This window comes from Yoonia sp. BS5-3 (genome assembly GCF_038069655.2).
Lineage (GTDB): Bacteria > Pseudomonadota > Alphaproteobacteria > Rhodobacterales > Rhodobacteraceae > Yoonia > Yoonia phaeophyticola.
Genome location: NZ_CP150951.2, coordinates 3,210,025 through 3,225,552, shown reverse-complemented (window position 1 = coordinate 3,225,552; position 15,528 = coordinate 3,210,025). Strand labels below are relative to the sequence as shown.

General features: G+C 55.6%; 12 protein-coding genes and 1 pseudogene. 9 read left to right on the top strand and 4 right to left on the bottom strand.

Features of this window, described 5'->3' with window-relative positions; genetic code table 11:
- Positions 1-101 precede the first annotated feature (101 nt).
- From AABB29_RS16375 to AABB29_RS16365, 3 genes are all read right to left on the bottom strand, one after another.
- Positions 102-1,388, bottom strand: a complete 1,287-nt coding sequence (locus AABB29_RS16375; RefSeq protein WP_341365896.1) for an O-antigen ligase domain-containing protein — start codon at positions 1,386-1,388, stop codon at positions 102-104.
- A complete protein-coding gene (locus AABB29_RS16370; protein WP_341365897.1) occupies positions 1,385-2,827 on the bottom strand; it encodes a hypothetical protein in 1,443 nt (480 codons plus the stop codon). The genes AABB29_RS16375 and AABB29_RS16370 overlap by 4 nt, the downstream gene beginning before the upstream one ends.
- Positions 2,828-2,935: 108 nt before the next feature.
- Entirely contained in the window at positions 2,936-3,550 is a 615-nt protein-coding gene (locus tag AABB29_RS16365; RefSeq protein ID WP_341365898.1) for a response regulator transcription factor, read from the bottom strand.
- A 253-nt stretch (positions 3,551-3,803) separates the two neighbouring features.
- On the opposite strand from AABB29_RS16365, the gene AABB29_RS16360 reads away from it, so the two are divergent.
- From AABB29_RS16360 to AABB29_RS16345, 4 genes are all read left to right on the top strand, one after another.
- Positions 3,804-5,192 (top strand): WecB/TagA/CpsF family glycosyltransferase, encoded by a 1,389-nt coding sequence (locus AABB29_RS16360; RefSeq protein WP_373636630.1) that lies wholly within the window; start codon positions 3,804-3,806, stop codon positions 5,190-5,192.
- Positions 5,193-5,219: 27 nt separating this feature from the next.
- Positions 5,220-6,107 carry a UTP--glucose-1-phosphate uridylyltransferase gene (locus AABB29_RS16355; RefSeq protein ID WP_341365900.1) on the top strand — a complete coding sequence of 296 codons (888 nt, stop codon included), beginning with the start codon at positions 5,220-5,222 and terminating at the stop codon, positions 6,105-6,107.
- Between the two features lie 108 nt (positions 6,108-6,215).
- Entirely contained in the window at positions 6,216-6,725 is a 510-nt protein-coding gene (locus AABB29_RS16350; RefSeq protein ID WP_341365901.1) for a molybdopterin-dependent oxidoreductase, read from the top strand.
- Positions 6,726-6,757: 32 nt separating this feature from the next.
- Entirely contained in the window at positions 6,758-9,265 is a 2,508-nt protein-coding gene (locus tag AABB29_RS16345) for an ATP-binding protein (RefSeq protein WP_341365902.1), read from the top strand.
- Between the two features lie 3 nt (positions 9,266-9,268).
- Here AABB29_RS16345 and AABB29_RS16340 read toward each other — a convergent pair whose 3' ends face one another.
- On the bottom strand, positions 9,269-10,492 hold the full coding sequence (locus AABB29_RS16340; protein ID WP_341365903.1) for a polysaccharide biosynthesis/export family protein: 1,224 nt from the start codon (positions 10,490-10,492) through the stop codon (positions 9,269-9,271).
- Between the two features lie 195 nt (positions 10,493-10,687).
- On the opposite strand from AABB29_RS16340, the gene AABB29_RS16335 reads away from it, so the two are divergent.
- The 5 genes and pseudogenes from AABB29_RS16335 to AABB29_RS16315 all read left to right on the top strand — a co-directional run.
- A complete protein-coding gene (locus AABB29_RS16335) occupies positions 10,688-11,917 on the top strand; it encodes an oligosaccharide flippase family protein (protein ID WP_341365904.1) in 1,230 nt (409 codons plus the stop codon).
- 2 nt (positions 11,918-11,919) lie between these two features.
- On the top strand, positions 11,920-12,843 hold the full coding sequence (locus AABB29_RS16330) for a glycosyltransferase family 2 protein (protein WP_341365905.1): 924 nt from the start codon (positions 11,920-11,922) through the stop codon (positions 12,841-12,843).
- Positions 12,844-12,855: 12 nt separating this feature from the next.
- Entirely contained in the window at positions 12,856-13,836 is a 981-nt protein-coding gene (locus AABB29_RS16325; RefSeq protein WP_341365906.1) for a glycosyltransferase family 2 protein, read from the top strand.
- On the top strand, positions 13,833-14,816 hold the full coding sequence (locus AABB29_RS16320) for a glycosyltransferase (protein WP_341365907.1): 984 nt from the start codon (positions 13,833-13,835) through the stop codon (positions 14,814-14,816). The genes AABB29_RS16325 and AABB29_RS16320 overlap by 4 nt, the downstream gene beginning before the upstream one ends.
- Before the next feature lie 109 nt (positions 14,817-14,925).
- Positions 14,926-15,399 (top strand): annotated as a pseudogene (locus AABB29_RS16315) (helix-turn-helix domain-containing protein); the annotation flags it as partial.
- Positions 15,400-15,528 lie beyond the last annotated feature (129 nt).

Genomic DNA, 15,528 nt, shown 5'->3' with positions numbered 1-15,528 from the left:
CGTAACAAGCCCGGCGCTCTGTTCGTCTGGACACCCGGCGCGCGCCCACGGAGGATGCAGTTTCACCGATTATGTAGTGCCGCTTTGATCGACCTAAGTCATTACGTCTGACTGTTAACATTCTTTGGTTTGCTACAATGCCCCACCTCGCGCGCATGTATTCCCAGCACGATCAGACCAGGCCATAGCATATAGGCTTCGATTTCGATGTTCTCGCCAAAGGACAAAAGGGTCAGGGTCATCATAATACCCATAGGCAACCGACCTCTGGGGCTCTTGGCCGCGTCGATCAACGCGATCAGCGTTTGCCACACAAACGGGACCAGCAATGCCAGCATACCCACGACGCCTTTGACGAACAAAAGCCCCCACCACGTATGATGACTGCCTATGGGCATATATTCGACAGCATGAGAGCCAGGATGCACCCGTCCATGCCCAAACCAGAAGGCTTCGTTGATCCAACGCTCACCAGCGATCCTTTGGAGTGTTTCTCGAACACGGGTGCTGTCGGCGCGTGCGCCTTTAAAGGCCGCGACCGCGTCCTGACCCATGGTTGCCAATGCCGGTCCGATGATCGCCAAGGAGGCCGTCAGCGCAGCAACCGCTTGCCACGCCCACCCCCGCAAGATCAGCGGCATCATCCGGGGTCCGACCGTGCAGGCAACAAGCCCGACCAACCCCATACGCGATTTGGATGCAAAGATCATCAATGCGCCGGCCGCGATCCCGACGGTTTTCCATTTGATTGCCCGCTCTTCAAGCGCGAAGAGGATCATCACCACTCCCAGAAGTGCGGCAAAAGGCGACCAAGGCGCGTAGAACTGCCAGCGCGGCGTCCAGCTGGCCGGATCATAGGTGAAAAAGTAGACGCTGAAATATTCCGGCCCCGGTCCGCCAACCGCCTTGAGGGGTGATGTGAATATCCGTTCAGGTAAGCCGATATAGGGGGCGGCAAGCAGGATTGGCGCCAGAATGAGTGTGCCCAGCCCAATCACGCATTGCGCGCGTATCAACACCTCGCGCCGGATGGGCAGAACAGCGCCAGCAAGCGGAAACAGCGCCATCAGCGCCCATCCCTTGGCCCAACCGATGGACGATTTGATCGTTTGTTTAAGTCCAAGCGACCAATCAAGATGTCCGACCCAAAGCGCAACCAGCATCACAAACATGCCGATGATCCACGCCCAGACAACCGGTGGAATTGTCCCGGTCGCCCGCAAATCCGGGCGCATGGCGGGCCCAAGGAAAAGCGACAGAACAGCAAGCCCCCCAAGGATCCAGGCCAAGACCGGCCCCACGACATAAAGCGCACCGACCGCATAGAAGGGCCATGTCAGGACAAGGGTCTTGTAAATCAGCCGCTCTGCCGGGTTCATATTGGTCATGACGCACGTGTCGTTTTCTTGATCAGCGTTTGGATGATGGCTGAGCGGGTCCAACCAAGGACAAGGCCCATTAGCATCATGAGTGTCGCCGCAAGCCCTGCAGCGATGGCCAGCTTACGGTTTGGCGAAGATGGCGCGTCAGGCAGGGACGGGTTTTCGAGCACCTGAACCAGTGGATAGGATGCGTAAACATCAGATTTTGTGCTCTGCGCCCGTGCAATGGCCGAGGCAAAGATGGCCTCAGCGACCGAAAAGTCCCGTTGTAAATCTTGCAGTTGTGCCGCTGCTGCGGCCATTTGATCAAGACGCGCTGATTGTGTGGCCAACTGTGCCTGCATGGCATCGCGCTGTTCGGCGGCGCCCAGATAGATCGCGTGCCGTTCAACCAATTCGGCCAAAAGCGAAGCCCGCTCGCCACTGGGTGCGATGTCCAATTCTACCAATTGCGCCATTGATAATCCCGTCAGCGTCAATGCCCGCATGACAGCCGCGTTTTCAGCTTGGGTTTTGGCGTTGCGCGCCTCTTGGACTTTGGGGTGGTTCCCACCATACTGCGCTGAAGCATCGGCCAGCGTTGCTGCCTGAATGGCCGCCTGATCGATCAGTTGGCGATATTCATCATCGGCAAACAGCTTCAATGTGGTCGCTGCACCACTGACTGTGATCCCCAAGCTTGTTTCCAAGGCCAAAACCGCCGCCTGCTTTTCCCGTACAATCGTTTGCTGATTGCCAATCTCGGCCTCAAGCGCGGTTTGCTGCGCCAAGAGCGCATCATATTGCGCCACCGAAAGCAGGCCGGTCGTGGATTGTAGGTTCTCAATCTCGATACGCGTGCCAGCAACAGAGGCGCGGTAGTCATTGATCGCGTCAAGGCTGCTGTCTTCGCGGGTCTGCTGCTCATCGGCGCGCAAAGCGTCCAGCTCAGTAAAGAACGCTTCCAAAATGGCGTCGCCGCGTGCTTGCGCCTCAATCGGTGCGCCACCACTCATTTCGAAATGGATCAGGCTAGTTTGATCTACCAAGTTGACCCGAGGTTTGCCTAATTCGGCGCGGGTAATGTTCAAGCTGCCTGCTGCGGCATCCAAGATACGATCCGCGCTCAGAAGCCGTTTATATGTTTCGGTGGGGCTGACGGCGTTGCTGGCGAAAGCTGAGTTCGCATAAGACGATGCCTGGCCGATCCCATTAAGGTTCATCGACGCCGAAGCACCTGAGCCGGGCAGGATCAGGGATGTGCTTGACTTATAGGTGAGCGGGGCGGTCTTCAAATAGCCGGTGATCGGCCCCCAAATCGCCGCCCCGCCGAGGAGTGCAAAGGCGAAATACCGGGGCAATCGCCCCAGATCCCCCAGACGTCCGCCCATGACGGCGCGTTTCAGCCGGCCCTTTATATCCGGGCTTGCTGGCTTCGTGAGTGGTGGATGTGTCGCTGTTGTCATGTCGCATCTCCTTGGCCAACAGCATTACCGAAGATGGGGCAAGATTGCGCGCGCGCGAAAGTCTGGAATATGGGGCAATTAGAGGCGCGGGCTATCCGATCGGATAGGTTAGAACAGTCCTGCTTCGCGCGCAATCAGCGCAGCCTGCGTGCGGTTTGTTGCGTCGACTTTTCGAAACAAGGTTTTCATGTGTAGCTTGACCGTCGGTTCGGTCACATCAAGATCACGGGCGATTTCCTTGTTCGATTTACCCTCGGTCAGCCCCTTCAAAACGTCGAGTTCCCGGCTGGATAGTTTATCGGCCAACGGGTTGCTTGGGCTGTCATCCGGCGCAGTCATGAAATCAAGGGGGGCGTATTGTTCGCCCATTGCCATAAAGCGTACCGCATTGATCATCGATTTGGCCGAGAGCGTTTTGGGCACAAAACCTGCGGCGCCCGCTTCCAGTGCTTGTTCGGCGATGTCGCGCTTTGCCTCACCAGAAATCAAGGCGACGCGCTGTCCACCTTCCATTTCCAAGGTGCGGGTCAATCCGCTCAGACCATCCATCCCCGGCATATTGTAATCCAGCAGGACCAGGTCATAGGGATCGTCCGCAGAGATACGCGCATGGGCCTCATCAAGCGTGCCAACAGCGACCGTCTCAATCTCGCTTTCGCTATTCAGATAAAGAACAAGGGTATCCCGCAAAAGCTCGTGATCGTCAGCAATCAATACGCGCACTGAATTGTCCTTCTATAACAACGGCCCACACCAATTTACTTTATACATCTTTTAGATGTGCGAAGTCACCCTGCCATTTGGGCGAGGCGGCCTATCCGTAAGGGTAGATTATCGGAAAATTTGAGCGAAATTTGCCTCACATGTTATCATTCATGCTCTTCTGACCCACAGACCTGTCCGCTCGCTTCGTTGAGTGATGATCCGTTGTTCCGCAACCTAAGGGCAACCGCAAATCAAACTATGGATCAGTCACATGCAACATTCGAAAATTGAATTTGGCCAGGCCACACCGATCGAAACACGTACAGGTACGAAAACAACTTATCTTCCGTCGTTGGGCCTGACATTGGTGGATGCGAGGCAGACCGCCGCTATCGACGCACTTCTTGGTCCTGGACGGCGCACCGCCTTTTTCATGAATGCCCATTGCTGCAACCTGATGGCTGCAGACGCCAAATATGCTCAGGCCGTTCGCCGGGCCGATGTGCTTCTGCCCGATGGGATCGGTGTAAAGCTGGCAGGCATGATGACAGGCGACACATTGGCTGCGAACCTCAACGGCACTGATCTGGTGCCGGCGTTGTTGGCCCAAGCCGCTGATATGGGCAAGTCGGTCTATCTGTTCGGGGGCACACCTGGCACTGCAAAAGTTGCGGCTGCGACGCTCACAACATCGATTCCGCATCTCCAAGTTGCTGGGACACGCGACGGCTTTGTTGGGGCGCTTGATCCACAGTTGGTCATCGCAGACATCAATGCCAGCGGGGCTGACATTGTTATCGTGGCGATGGGCGTGCCGATGCAGGAAATGTGGATCGACCGCTATGCCAACCAGCTTAATGCATCTTTGTGCCTAGGCGTCGGCGCCGCACTGGACTTTCTTGCTGGCAATGTTTCGCGTGCACCCAAAGTTGTACAAAACGCAAACATGGAATGGGTCTGGCGCCTTGCGCAAGAACCAAAGCGCTTGGCCAAACGTTATCTTGTTGGCAATTTCACGTTCCTTGCGCGGGCTGCATCGAAGGCCATTGCGCATACACCAAAACAACATATCGCAACGCGGATCATGGATGTTGCGATCTCGTCACTGGCATTGGTTGCCCTTGCCCCGGTCTTTGCGGCCACGGCCATTGCCATCCGGATGGAATCGGACGGTCCGGCGCTGTTTCAGCAAACCCGGATCGGCAAGAACGGCGCGCGTTTCACCATGCTGAAGTTCCGCTCGATGTATCAGGATGCCGAAGCGCGCCAGGCCGAGGTGAATGCCGCGTCTGATCGTGAAGGTGTTTGCTTTAAAGCGCGTAAGGATCCACGGATCACGCGTGTGGGTCGTTTTATTCGCCGCACATCAATCGATGAACTGCCGCAAATCATCAACGTCTTGCGCGGCGAGATGTCGATTGTCGGTCCTCGGCCTGCGCTTCCCAAAGAGGTGGCCCAATATCCGACCCGCGCGTTTGGTCGGCTGGCCGTCAAGCCGGGTATCACCGGTATCTGGCAGGTCTCTGGCCGCGCGGATGTGGGCTTTAACGAAATGGTCGAAATGGATTTGGCCTATGCCAGTTCGCGGACTGTCATGCTCGACCTCATTCTCATTCTTCTGACATTTCGCGCCGTTGTCTCTGGTCGCGGCGCTTACTGAAACTCAATTCGACGAAAGGAACTCCCAATGACACATATTCGCAAAGCCGTCTTCCCTGTCGCAGGCATGGGCACACGTTTTCTTCCAGCAACCAAATCGATCCCGAAAGAAATGCTGCCTCTTGTTGACCGCCCGCTGATCCAATACGCGATTGATGAAGCGCGGCAGGCTGGCATCGAAGAGTTTCTCTTTGTGACCGCCGCAGGGAAGGGCGCACTTGAAGACTATTTTGACACCGCTGCGACCCTTGAAGAAAGGCTGAAAAAAAGCGGCAAGACAAAAGCACTTGATGCCTTGGCGCCGACCCGAATGCCCGAAGGCGCGCTGACCTTCATTCGCCAAAGCCAGCCCAAGGGGTTGGGTCATGCGGTAAAACTGGCGCAGCGCGTTATCGGGGACGAACCCTTTGCCGTCCTGCTGCCGGATGATGTGATCCGCGCGCCGCAAGGTGCGTTGGCACAAATGGTCGCGGCGCATGCCCAAACAGGCGGCCACATGGTCGCGACGATGAATGTACCGCGTGCCGATACCGGGTCCTACGGTGTGCTGGATGTCGAAACCGAGACCGGCAAATTCGCCACAGCACGCGGTTTGGTCGAAAAGCCGCGCCCGGATATCGCGCCATCGACACTCGCCGTTGTGGGGCGGTATATTCTTGAGCCTTCGATTTTTGATCGTTTGGCTTGTCAGGGCCCCGGTGCAGGCGGCGAAATTCAGTTGACGGACGCAATCAACGCCGACGTGGCGCGTGCAGGTGTCACGGGTTTCCGGTTCGACGGTCAGCGCTTTGATTGCGGGTCAGTGCAAGGTTTCGTGCAAGCAACAACATCCTTTGCATTGGATCGGCCCGAGTTGCGGGCAGAATATGAAAGTTTCCTCAGGGGGCATCAAACAACCGTGGATGCGGTTGCGTGATGCCAGGCCACCTATCCGAACGGATAGGTGGCTATCCGTCTGCTTTGATGAGTTCACAACGAATTTGTGGCATGACGGATGCAACATCCCTTACTTCGGAGCTTGAACATGACGTCTTTCATCAAAATGCTCGGCCTGATCGCTGCATTGGCCAGTCCGGTAGCAAGCCATGCAGAAACGCTGGCGATGCCTGAAACTGAAGTCATTTTAACGGTCAGCGGCGCCATATCGCACAGCAATATCGATGGGACGGCCCAGTTTGATATGCAAATGCTGACCGATTTGGATGGCACAGCCTTCGAAACCACAACGATTTGGACGGATGGGGTGCAGGTATTTGAAGGTGTTGCGCTCGATGTGTTGATGGATCAGCTCGGGGTCACAGAAGGCACTATTCTGGCGACAGCAATTAACGACTACACGGTTGAAATCCCTGTATCAGACGCTGTCGAAGGCGGGCCGATGGTTGCCTATAAGGTAAACGGCGACACGATGTCAGTGCGTGACAAAGGACCGCTTTGGGTGGTTTACCCTTATGACGGCAACGCGGATTACCGGTCTGAGGTGATTTATGCGCGAAGTATCTGGCAACTCGACCGTATGGAGATCGTCGAATAAAAACGGGACATGTTTTTAAGGAAAGCCCTCTGATGGCGGCCCCACGCGCAAAGCAATGGCTTAGCATCGGGTATGTCGCCCTGGCAGGCATCCCTCTTCTTGGGATTGTCTTCTTTTTGGCGTTTTCAGTTGCCCAGGATCTTGAAAACCTGGGCTCTGCCCATTCGGACAACGTGCAATGGACCCTATCACAGACAGAGGTTGAGTTTCTTGAGTTTTCGAAGCAATTAAGTCTATCGGCCGACGGCGACGCCACTGACCTGCAACGTCTGCGGCGGCGGTTTGATGTATTCTACAGTCGGATCAACATTCTCGAATCTGCAACTGTCTATCGGCCCCTCATGGAAAATGAGATCTATGCTGAGGCATTGACCGCCTTGCGGGCGTTCTTGGATGAAACGGTACCATTGATTGATGCGGGTGATGATGTGTTGCGGGCAGGGCTGCCCGCGCTTGAAGCCAGCGCGGCATCAAATAGATCTGCCGCACGAACGGTCGCTAATGCCGCGCTTGAGTTTTTTGCGCGCGAGGCGGATCAACGTCGCCGGGATTTTGCACAAACGCTGATCAAACTTGCCAGCTTTGTCGCTGTTCTGATTGCGGCGCTTGCCATCACGGTCTTCTATCTGCGGCGTTTGAACCTGCAACGCGCCGCGCAACAACGCGAGGCCGAAGAGGCCGCCGCGCGCATGGACACGGTGATTCAAACCTCGCTTGATGGGGTTATTGTGGCCAATGCGAAAGGGCAGGTTCTTGCTTTTAACACCGCAGCTGAAACGATTTTTGGCCATAAGTCGGATGATGTTTTGGGCCAAAAGCTCGGGCCATTGATTGTCCCGGGTCACCTGCTGGACGCGCATGAGGCTGGGATGGCGCGGATGCGTGCAGGTGGTGAAAAACGGGTGGTCGGCAAAGGACGGGTGCAGCTTGAGGCCAAGCACAAGGCGGGTACAACATTTCCTGTCGAATTAGCCATTCAAACCGCAGAAACGACAGAGGGGACGATCTTTATAGCGTTCTTGCGTGATATTTCGGTGGCGGTCGCCGCGGAGAAAGATCTGACAGCCGCGCGTGATCAGGCCTTGGCAGCTGATCGGCTAAAGACCGAATTTCTCGCCACGATGAGCCATGAAATTCGCACGCCACTGAACGGTTTGCTTGGAAATTTGAGCCTGCTTTTGGACACGAGGCTCAACCCCAATCAGTTGCGCTATACCCGAAATATGGAGACTTCAGGCGATCTGTTGCTGCAACATATAAGCGATGTGCTTGATCTATCTCGCTACGATGTTGGACACACCGAATTGCGGTCTGAGCCGCTGAACATTGCGTCAATAGTGCAGTCGATTGTCGATAGCCAGGCGGGTTTGGCGGCCAACAATAACACGACAATTGAATGGGGCTGGGTCGGCCCCCCATCGCATTGGGTGCGCTCTGATCGAGATGCGCTGCAGCATATTTTGCTCAATCTGGTGGGCAATGCCGTCAAATTCACCCGTGATGGCAAGGTCGTCATTACGGTCGAAGTTGAAAAGACTAGCGATGATCTGGCAAATTTTGTCTTTCGTGTCCAGGATACGGGGCAGGGGATGGATGCCGACCTACAGGGACGGATATTTGACGATTTCGTCACCGGCACAGTCGCCTATAACCGCGATGTCGGCGGCACTGGGCTTGGCCTTGGTATCGTGCGCCGCTCCGTTGCTGCTTTGAACGGGCAGATCGACGTGGACAGTGCCCCTGATATGGGCAGTACATTCGAAGTCAGGCTGCCGCTGGCCATTACGGATGCGGAACCCGAGCAACCACAAACCGAGCATTCGGCTAAGCCGCTGTTCGGTCTGCATATTTTGATTGTCGAGGACAATAAAATCAATCGGATGGTTGCCCATGAAATGCTTGTGGCCGACGGACATTCTGTTGAAGAAGCCCATGACGGCATGGCGGCGGTTGAGATGGCTGGGGAAACCCCATTTGATCTGATTTTGATGGATATTAGTATGCCTGTCATGGATGGGCGCGCGGCCACACGGGCAATCCGGCAAGGTGGTGGCATTTGCGCTGACACGCCGATCATCGCTTTAACGGCGAATGCAATGGCGTCGGAGCAAGCGGCATTTCTCGAGGACGGGATGAATAGCGTCCTGATCAAGCCGCTGTCGCAAAATGCTTTGCGGCAGGCTATTGACGATATTGCGGTGAATACGATCAAGGCCGATGTTATTGAACCAGAAGCTGCGCATCGCAACGAAATGCGTGAGATTTTGGGCGAAGAGACTTACCAAATCATGGTCGCGCGTTTTGTGGCTGAAGTCGATGAACTGCATACATGGCTGCTTAGCGATCCACCTCCAGAACCAAACGAGATCGCGGCGCGGTGTCACAAGGTTGCAGGAAGCGCAGGAACCTTTTCAGTAGATGCCTATCGCAAGGCATTGCTTGCCATCGAAGATGCGGCGAAGGCAGTGGACCTTGCAACCATGCATGACGGGATCGCTGCAATTGAACAGGTCTGGCAGGAGGTCGGCGTCGCACCCTAAGGCTTATTGGCCAAGCAAAACCGCCGCCCCGACCACGCCGACAACGCGGCTGATTTCTGTAACATTGGTGATTGCACTATCATAACAGGCCAGCGCGTCGCCGGGCAGCAGATAGGGGTCAAAATCATCACGGTCCGCGCGCCGCAAAAGATCTTCGATATCGCGTTCAATCACCACAGAAACGCCTGTTACCGGGTTGCGCGAAAACAGTACCGATGAACGATCCGCGCTAGAGCCGCGTGCCCCGCCAACGCAATTGCTGTCGATTACAGCCTGCAGATAGCGGGTGCCATAAGGCACCTCGCGCACGCTGCGCCCAATCGCGGAAGAGGCGTTATCGGTGGCAGGTTGGGTCAGATTGGACAAAAACAGGCTAATCCCAGGCGGGCTGATTGGGGTCGGCCGCATCAGATCTTCTTGGAAACACTGACGGCTGGGGACCGAAATCTCATCCCCGGTCAGCAGCATGATATCGACAACATTTTGCCCTTCGAACACGCCGCGCATATCCAATGTGTATTTTGTGGCGCCGCGCCGGACCTCAACTGCGGAAATATCGGCATCAGGCCGCACCCCGCCCGCGGCGCGTAAGGCGGCCGACAAATTACGCCCTTCGGTCGATGCGCCAAGCGCATCTTGGCGCCGGCCATCCGTTTGATCCCCGGGCACGCCGCCGATTTCGACAGAGCGGGGTTCAAACACCGCGCCAGCCACGCCGATGGTAACGGATGCAAAATCGGCAACACGGACAGATATACGCGGACGATCTGCGTAAAAATCATCATCCAGCAATTGCCGGGCGATCTCATCTTCGATTTCATCGGTGGTGCGCCCTTGGGCCGTGATCGGGCGCAGGAATGGCAACTTTAAAGTCCCATCCCGCGAAATGACATAATCGCCATTGAATGTCTCATCATCGCCGACGCGGATATCAACCAGATCGTTGCGGGTCAGCCGCTCGCCTTTCAGCGCGATTGCGGCCAGCCCACCGCCTTTGCCGCCATTTTGTTGGGCCTCAATCCCGCCGCGCAGCGGCAGGCATTTGCGCGCGTTGATCGTCGCAGATCGTAGAAATTGGGCGTTGCTGCGCGTGACATCTATGGCGCGGTACTGGGCTTGATATCCATCGCCCGCATCAACGGGCTCTAAATTATCGGGCACGTCATAGCTTGCACAACTGCTCAGCACTGCGGCGGCGAAAATCGAAAAATATGGACGCAAGCGCATTCTGCACCCCACCTAAGAACTGTCTTTACCTGTGTTAAGCGATCACAGGTTAACCGTCTATGACGCAATTAGAAGGCGAAACTATCCAAACGGATAGGTACGCGGGCTTTTACCCCGCTCTGCTGGCCAGACAGGACCGAGACGACAGGCGCCTTGGCTTGCTAGGGATAGGGCATAGCAATGAAAGCCTGACCTATGCCGTGGACCACTCAAACACTTGCGCAAAACCTGATCGCCTATGGGGCGTCTGAAGTCGCCGCCAAGGCGTCACGCCTGCTGGTTGTGATCGCGGTGGCGCGGACATTGGAACTGACTGAAATCGGGCTGGCCGCAGCTGCCTTCGCCGCGGGCGATGTCCTCAAGGCCGTGACTGAAAACGGCGTTGGCCAAAGAATTATCGCAGCATCAGATGACAGCTTAGAGAAAACATGTGCCACGGCCCATCGCATTTTTTGGGTTTGGTGCCTCGCGCTATGCGCTCTGCAGGTTGGCATTGGCGCGGTGATCTTTGCCTCCGGTGGCAGCGCAATGCTGTTTGCATTGATCGCCATTCTTGCCGCTGAGTATCTGTTTATGCCCGCAGGCCTGGTCCAGGCGGCGCTGGCCATGCGGACCGGAAAGCTGAAGGCGACAGCTGGGATTGCCGGGGCGCAAATCGTCGGTGCCAATCTGATTTCGGTGCTCCTTGTCTTCATGTGGCCCAGTGCAATTGCGCTGATCTTGCCACGGCTTCTGGCCGCACCGATTTGGCTGATCGCCATGCGGCGGCTGCACCCTTGGACACGCAGCGCGCATGCAGGTTTTGCGCCATTGGGGCCGTTCATCAGCTTCGGGTGGGCCGTACTTGGTGTTGAGATCGTCAAGGCGCTTCGCCTGCAATCGGATAAGATCATTATTGGGATGATGATGGGGGCCGACGCGCTGGGGCTCTATTTTATGGCCTTTAATGCGGGGCTAAGCCTCTCAAACGCGTTCTCACAGGCTTTCTCAATTGTGTTGTTCCCACATTTGAGCCGGGCAAAGGACAAGGCGATTGCGTTGCGCCAAAGTATGTTCCTTGGCTTGGGTTTGATCACCCCCGCGGTGTTATTGCAATCGGCCTTGGCACCGCACTATGTCCCGATCCTCTTTGGATCGGGTTGGGACGACGTGTCGGCTATCGTTTCTGTGCTGTGCCTTGTGGCTATTCCGACAACACTGTGGGCAGCAGCGTCTGGCTTGCTGCGCAGCGAGGGGCGGCCGCAGGTCGAATTTATCGGCACAGTTGGGATCACCCTTGGCCTGGCGCTTAGCACGATATGCCTGGTCCCGTTTGGTCTGTTGGCCGTGGCCACTGGCTACGCAATCACATCCTTCACCTTGATGTCAATCGCATCATTTCCCGTCATCCTGGCCAATCGCGGCCACAGCTTTCAAAGGGCTTGAACATGCCTGTATTTTCTATCGTGATGCCGTGCTTCAATGCGGCGGAAACCATTCTTCAGACTTTGGAGAGCATTCGCGCGCAAACCTGTCAAGAGTGGGAACTGATCTGCGTGGATGATGGATCAACGGATCTGACGCGCGATTTGATCGCGGATGCCGCCAAGCATGATCGGAGGATCAGGCTGGCCTATAACCCGGGGAAGGGGCCTAGCGCCGCCCGGAACTTTGGTGCGACACATCTTGCTAGCGGCACTTACATTGCTTTTTGCGATGCTGACGATCTTTGGACAACTGATAAGCTTGCTGAAACACAAAGTATTTTCAGCACTCTGGAGGTTGATGCGACTTTCGGAAAAATTGGATTTTTCCAGGATGATCCCAATCTGGCGCAGGTATTCTCAACGGTCCCGACTATACCGCTAAGCATTCAGATGCTTCTGGGCGAAAACCCGGTCTGCACAATGTCCAACATCACCATCCGGCGTAGAAGTTGGGCTGCATTTGGCGGTTTTGATCCGGCTGTGGTGCATAACGAGGATCTGGAATGGCTGATCCGCATTGTCGGGCAAGGCGGCATCATCCAAGGAAACCAAAACTTGCAAGTCTGGTATCGCAGCAGCCCTAACGGCCTGTCAGCTGATCTGCCAGCGATGCAAAGCGGTCGGGCACATGCAATTCGGACGGCGCAAGGCTTTGGTGTCGCGGTTTCAAACGCGGCCGAAGCGATCCATAAAAGATATCTGGTCCGGCGGGCTTTGCGCCTGGGGCATGATCGGACCTGGGCGGCTAAGATCGCTTGCGCCGGTTTTCTGCAAAGCCCCAAAGGTTTCATGTCGCCGCCCCGGCGCGGTGTTCTGACACTAGCTGCCGCGCTGCTCAATCTTGGTTTGCCGCGGTACATTTCACGCGCGTTTTTCTCACATTAAAGGATATCCCCGATGCCCATCGCCTCAATCATTGTACCCAGCTTCAACGTCAGCGCGACACTGGCCGAAACGCTCACCGCGCTATTTGCCCAGATTTACGCTGATTTTGAGATCATCGTCGTGGATGACGGATCATCTGACGATACGATTTCCATCGCCGAAGGCTTTGCAGATGATCCGCGCCTGCGCATCGTCAGGCAGCCTAATCGGGGCCTTGCCGGTGCCCGCAACACGGGGATCGCAGCGGCAAAGGGCACCTATATCGGTTTTTGCGACGCCGATGATCTGTGGGAGCCGACAAAGCTGGCCGCTCATGTCGCGCATCTAAACGCAAACCCAAAAGTTGGGGTCAGCTATGCGGGCTCACAACTGATGCATGATAATGGTGCGCCGATGAAGCGGGCGCAAAAGCCGCGCCTGACGGGTATCAGCGCGGCCCATATCCTCAAGCGCAACCCGATCGGGAATGGCTCTGCGCCGGTGATCCGCAGGACTGTCTTTGACGATATCGCGTACCGGCCAAAACACGAAATGATGCGCGATTGGTTTTTCGATGAAACCTTTCGGCAATCGGAAGATATCGAATGCTGGTTGCGCATTGCCCTGACAACCGGGTGGCGGTTCGAAGGGGTAGGGGGGCTTTTGACCCGCTACCGGATTAACCAGGGCGGCTTATCCGCCGGAACCGATAAGCAGCTTGCAGCCTGGGAACGGATGATCAAGAAATTGACACCGCTGGCGCCAGCTCTGTTCGCAGAACACGCACCGATCGCGCGCGCCTACCAGCACCGTTACCTATGCCGGCGTGCAATCAGCGATATGGATGTGGGCAAGGCAAAATTCTGGGCTGCCGCATGGCTGAAGACATCGAAACGGACATTTATCGAAGAGCCTCGGAAGTCGTTGGAAACGCTGCTAGCCTTAGGCGCGATGCGGATCATCGGGCCAAATACGCTGCGCGGTCTGTCCGCCTTGCGCCAGGTGCAGTCATGATTGGGCAACCAAAGCCCAAAGTCGCGCATCTGATCGATGATACGACAGCTGGCGGCGTTATGCGGGTGCTTGATCATCTGACCACATCATCAGATCTGGCAGAAGACGCAGATCATCGGATATTGAAAGTCAAACGCGGCCGGATCATGTTGCGCCGGATCAAGGCAAATATGATCGTCTCGCATCTGTCGATCAGTTGGCGCACATTGCCCGCGCTTTTGGCGCTGAGGCTGGCCCATCCATTTGCAAAGATTGTGCATGTAGAACACAGTTATACCGGCGGCTTTGTAGAACATAATGTGCAGTCCACGGGGCGATTTTATCTGCTTTTGCGGCTGGGTTTTTGGCTGTTTGACAAAGTGATTGCCGTGAGCAAAGGACAAGCCGACTGGCTTCAAAAGATGCAGCTGGTCAAACCCGCGAAGCTGACAGTCATCCGCTCCTATGTTGATCTTTCGCCATTTGAAAAGATCGCGCGTCCGAAGGGACCGATCCGGCATTTCGGAGCGATCGGACGGCTTGACCGGCAAAAAGGATTTGATGTGATCATTCAGGCGTTTCGTACAGTTGAAAACCCAGAACTCAGACTCTCGATCTATGGTGAAGGGCCGGAAGAGACAGCCTTGCGGCAACTGGCTGGGGATGATCCGAGGATCGTCTTTGAAGGTTTCGCATCTCATCCGGTTGCGCCTTATGCCGAAGTCGATGCTGTTGTGATGCCATCACGCTGGGAAGCCTACGGTCTGGTTGCGATCGAAACGCTCGCATCTGGACGGAAACTTGTCTGTAGCGGCATTGACGGCCTGATCGACCACGCTGGACTAGGTGCCGACTACGTTGAACAGAATAAGGTGTGTGATTGGGCTACAAAGATTCAGGACACAGTCGAAAGCCGATCGTGTCCCGTAATCGGGGATCCCAAGGCCGGCCTTGCATCCGAAAGCCAAGCTGGTTGGAAAAACAGCATTAAGTGTCTGTGAGAAAAGTAATTTCATAGGACCTAAGTGTCTAAATGGTGATATCATAATATAACATAATATTGATTATGCGTGTTTTGATGTGTAGCAGCAAAGCTAAAATGTCACCCATCTGCAATTCAGGCATGATGGTCGGCTGAGTGTCGATAATGCTGCGAACATGTTAGACCTGACACGACGACAGATTTTCAGGCTTTTGAAGCGATATCGCCAGGACGGTGCATCTGCGATCAGGCATAAGGCGCGTGGCAAACCTCCAAACAATCGCATCCATAATGCCAAGCGAGATTATGCTCTGGCATTGGTTAAGGAGAACTATGCCGACTTCGGGCCAACCTTGGCGGCGGAGATGCTGGTCGAACACCACAGCCTTAAAGTTTCGCGTGAGACACTGCGCAATTGGATGCAGGAAGATGGGATATGGCTGTCCCGCAGGCAGCGCCGCACTTTCGATCAGCCACGCTTGCGCCTGGAATGCTTTGGCGAACTGATCCAAATCGACGGATCAGATCATCGGTGGTTTGAAGATCGCGCTGATCCTTGCACCCTTCTGGTCTTCATTGACGATGCCACCAGCACCTTGATGGCCCAACCGCCCCGAACGTGCACAGATGGGGTTCATGAGGAACGCAAAGAGAACACATGATGTAGAGGCCGTTCGCTGCGCATTGTTCGAACTGTTAAGATGCGGGACAAAGCAGACTTGTGCATTCGC

Bases quoted from the DNA above. Each gene is read 5' to 3' on its own strand.
- AABB29_RS16375 (WP_341365896.1), bottom strand. From the start codon at position 1,388: ATGACCAATATGAACCCGGCAGAGCGGCTGATTTACAAGACCCTTGTC.
- AABB29_RS16330 (WP_341365905.1), top strand. From the start codon at position 11,920: ATGCCTGTATTTTCTATCGTGATGCCGTGCTTCAATGCGGCGGAAACC.
- AABB29_RS16355 (WP_341365900.1), top strand. From the start codon at position 5,220: ATGACACATATTCGCAAAGCCGTCTTCCCTGTCGCAGGCATGGGCACA.
- AABB29_RS16340 (WP_341365903.1), bottom strand. From the start codon at position 10,492: ATGCGCTTGCGTCCATATTTTTCGATTTTCGCCGCCGCAGTGCTGAGC.
- AABB29_RS16320 (WP_341365907.1), top strand. From the start codon at position 13,833: ATGATTGGGCAACCAAAGCCCAAAGTCGCGCATCTGATCGATGATACG.
- AABB29_RS16325 (WP_341365906.1), top strand. From the start codon at position 12,856: ATGCCCATCGCCTCAATCATTGTACCCAGCTTCAACGTCAGCGCGACA.
- AABB29_RS16335 (WP_341365904.1), top strand. From the start codon at position 10,688: ATGCCGTGGACCACTCAAACACTTGCGCAAAACCTGATCGCCTATGGG.
- AABB29_RS16350 (WP_341365901.1), top strand. From the start codon at position 6,216: ATGACGTCTTTCATCAAAATGCTCGGCCTGATCGCTGCATTGGCCAGT.
- AABB29_RS16345 (WP_341365902.1), top strand. From the start codon at position 6,758: ATGGCGGCCCCACGCGCAAAGCAATGGCTTAGCATCGGGTATGTCGCC.
- AABB29_RS16360 (WP_373636630.1), top strand. From the start codon at position 3,804: ATGCAACATTCGAAAATTGAATTTGGCCAGGCCACACCGATCGAAACA.
- AABB29_RS16370 (WP_341365897.1), bottom strand. From the start codon at position 2,827: ATGACAACAGCGACACATCCACCACTCACGAAGCCAGCAAGCCCGGAT.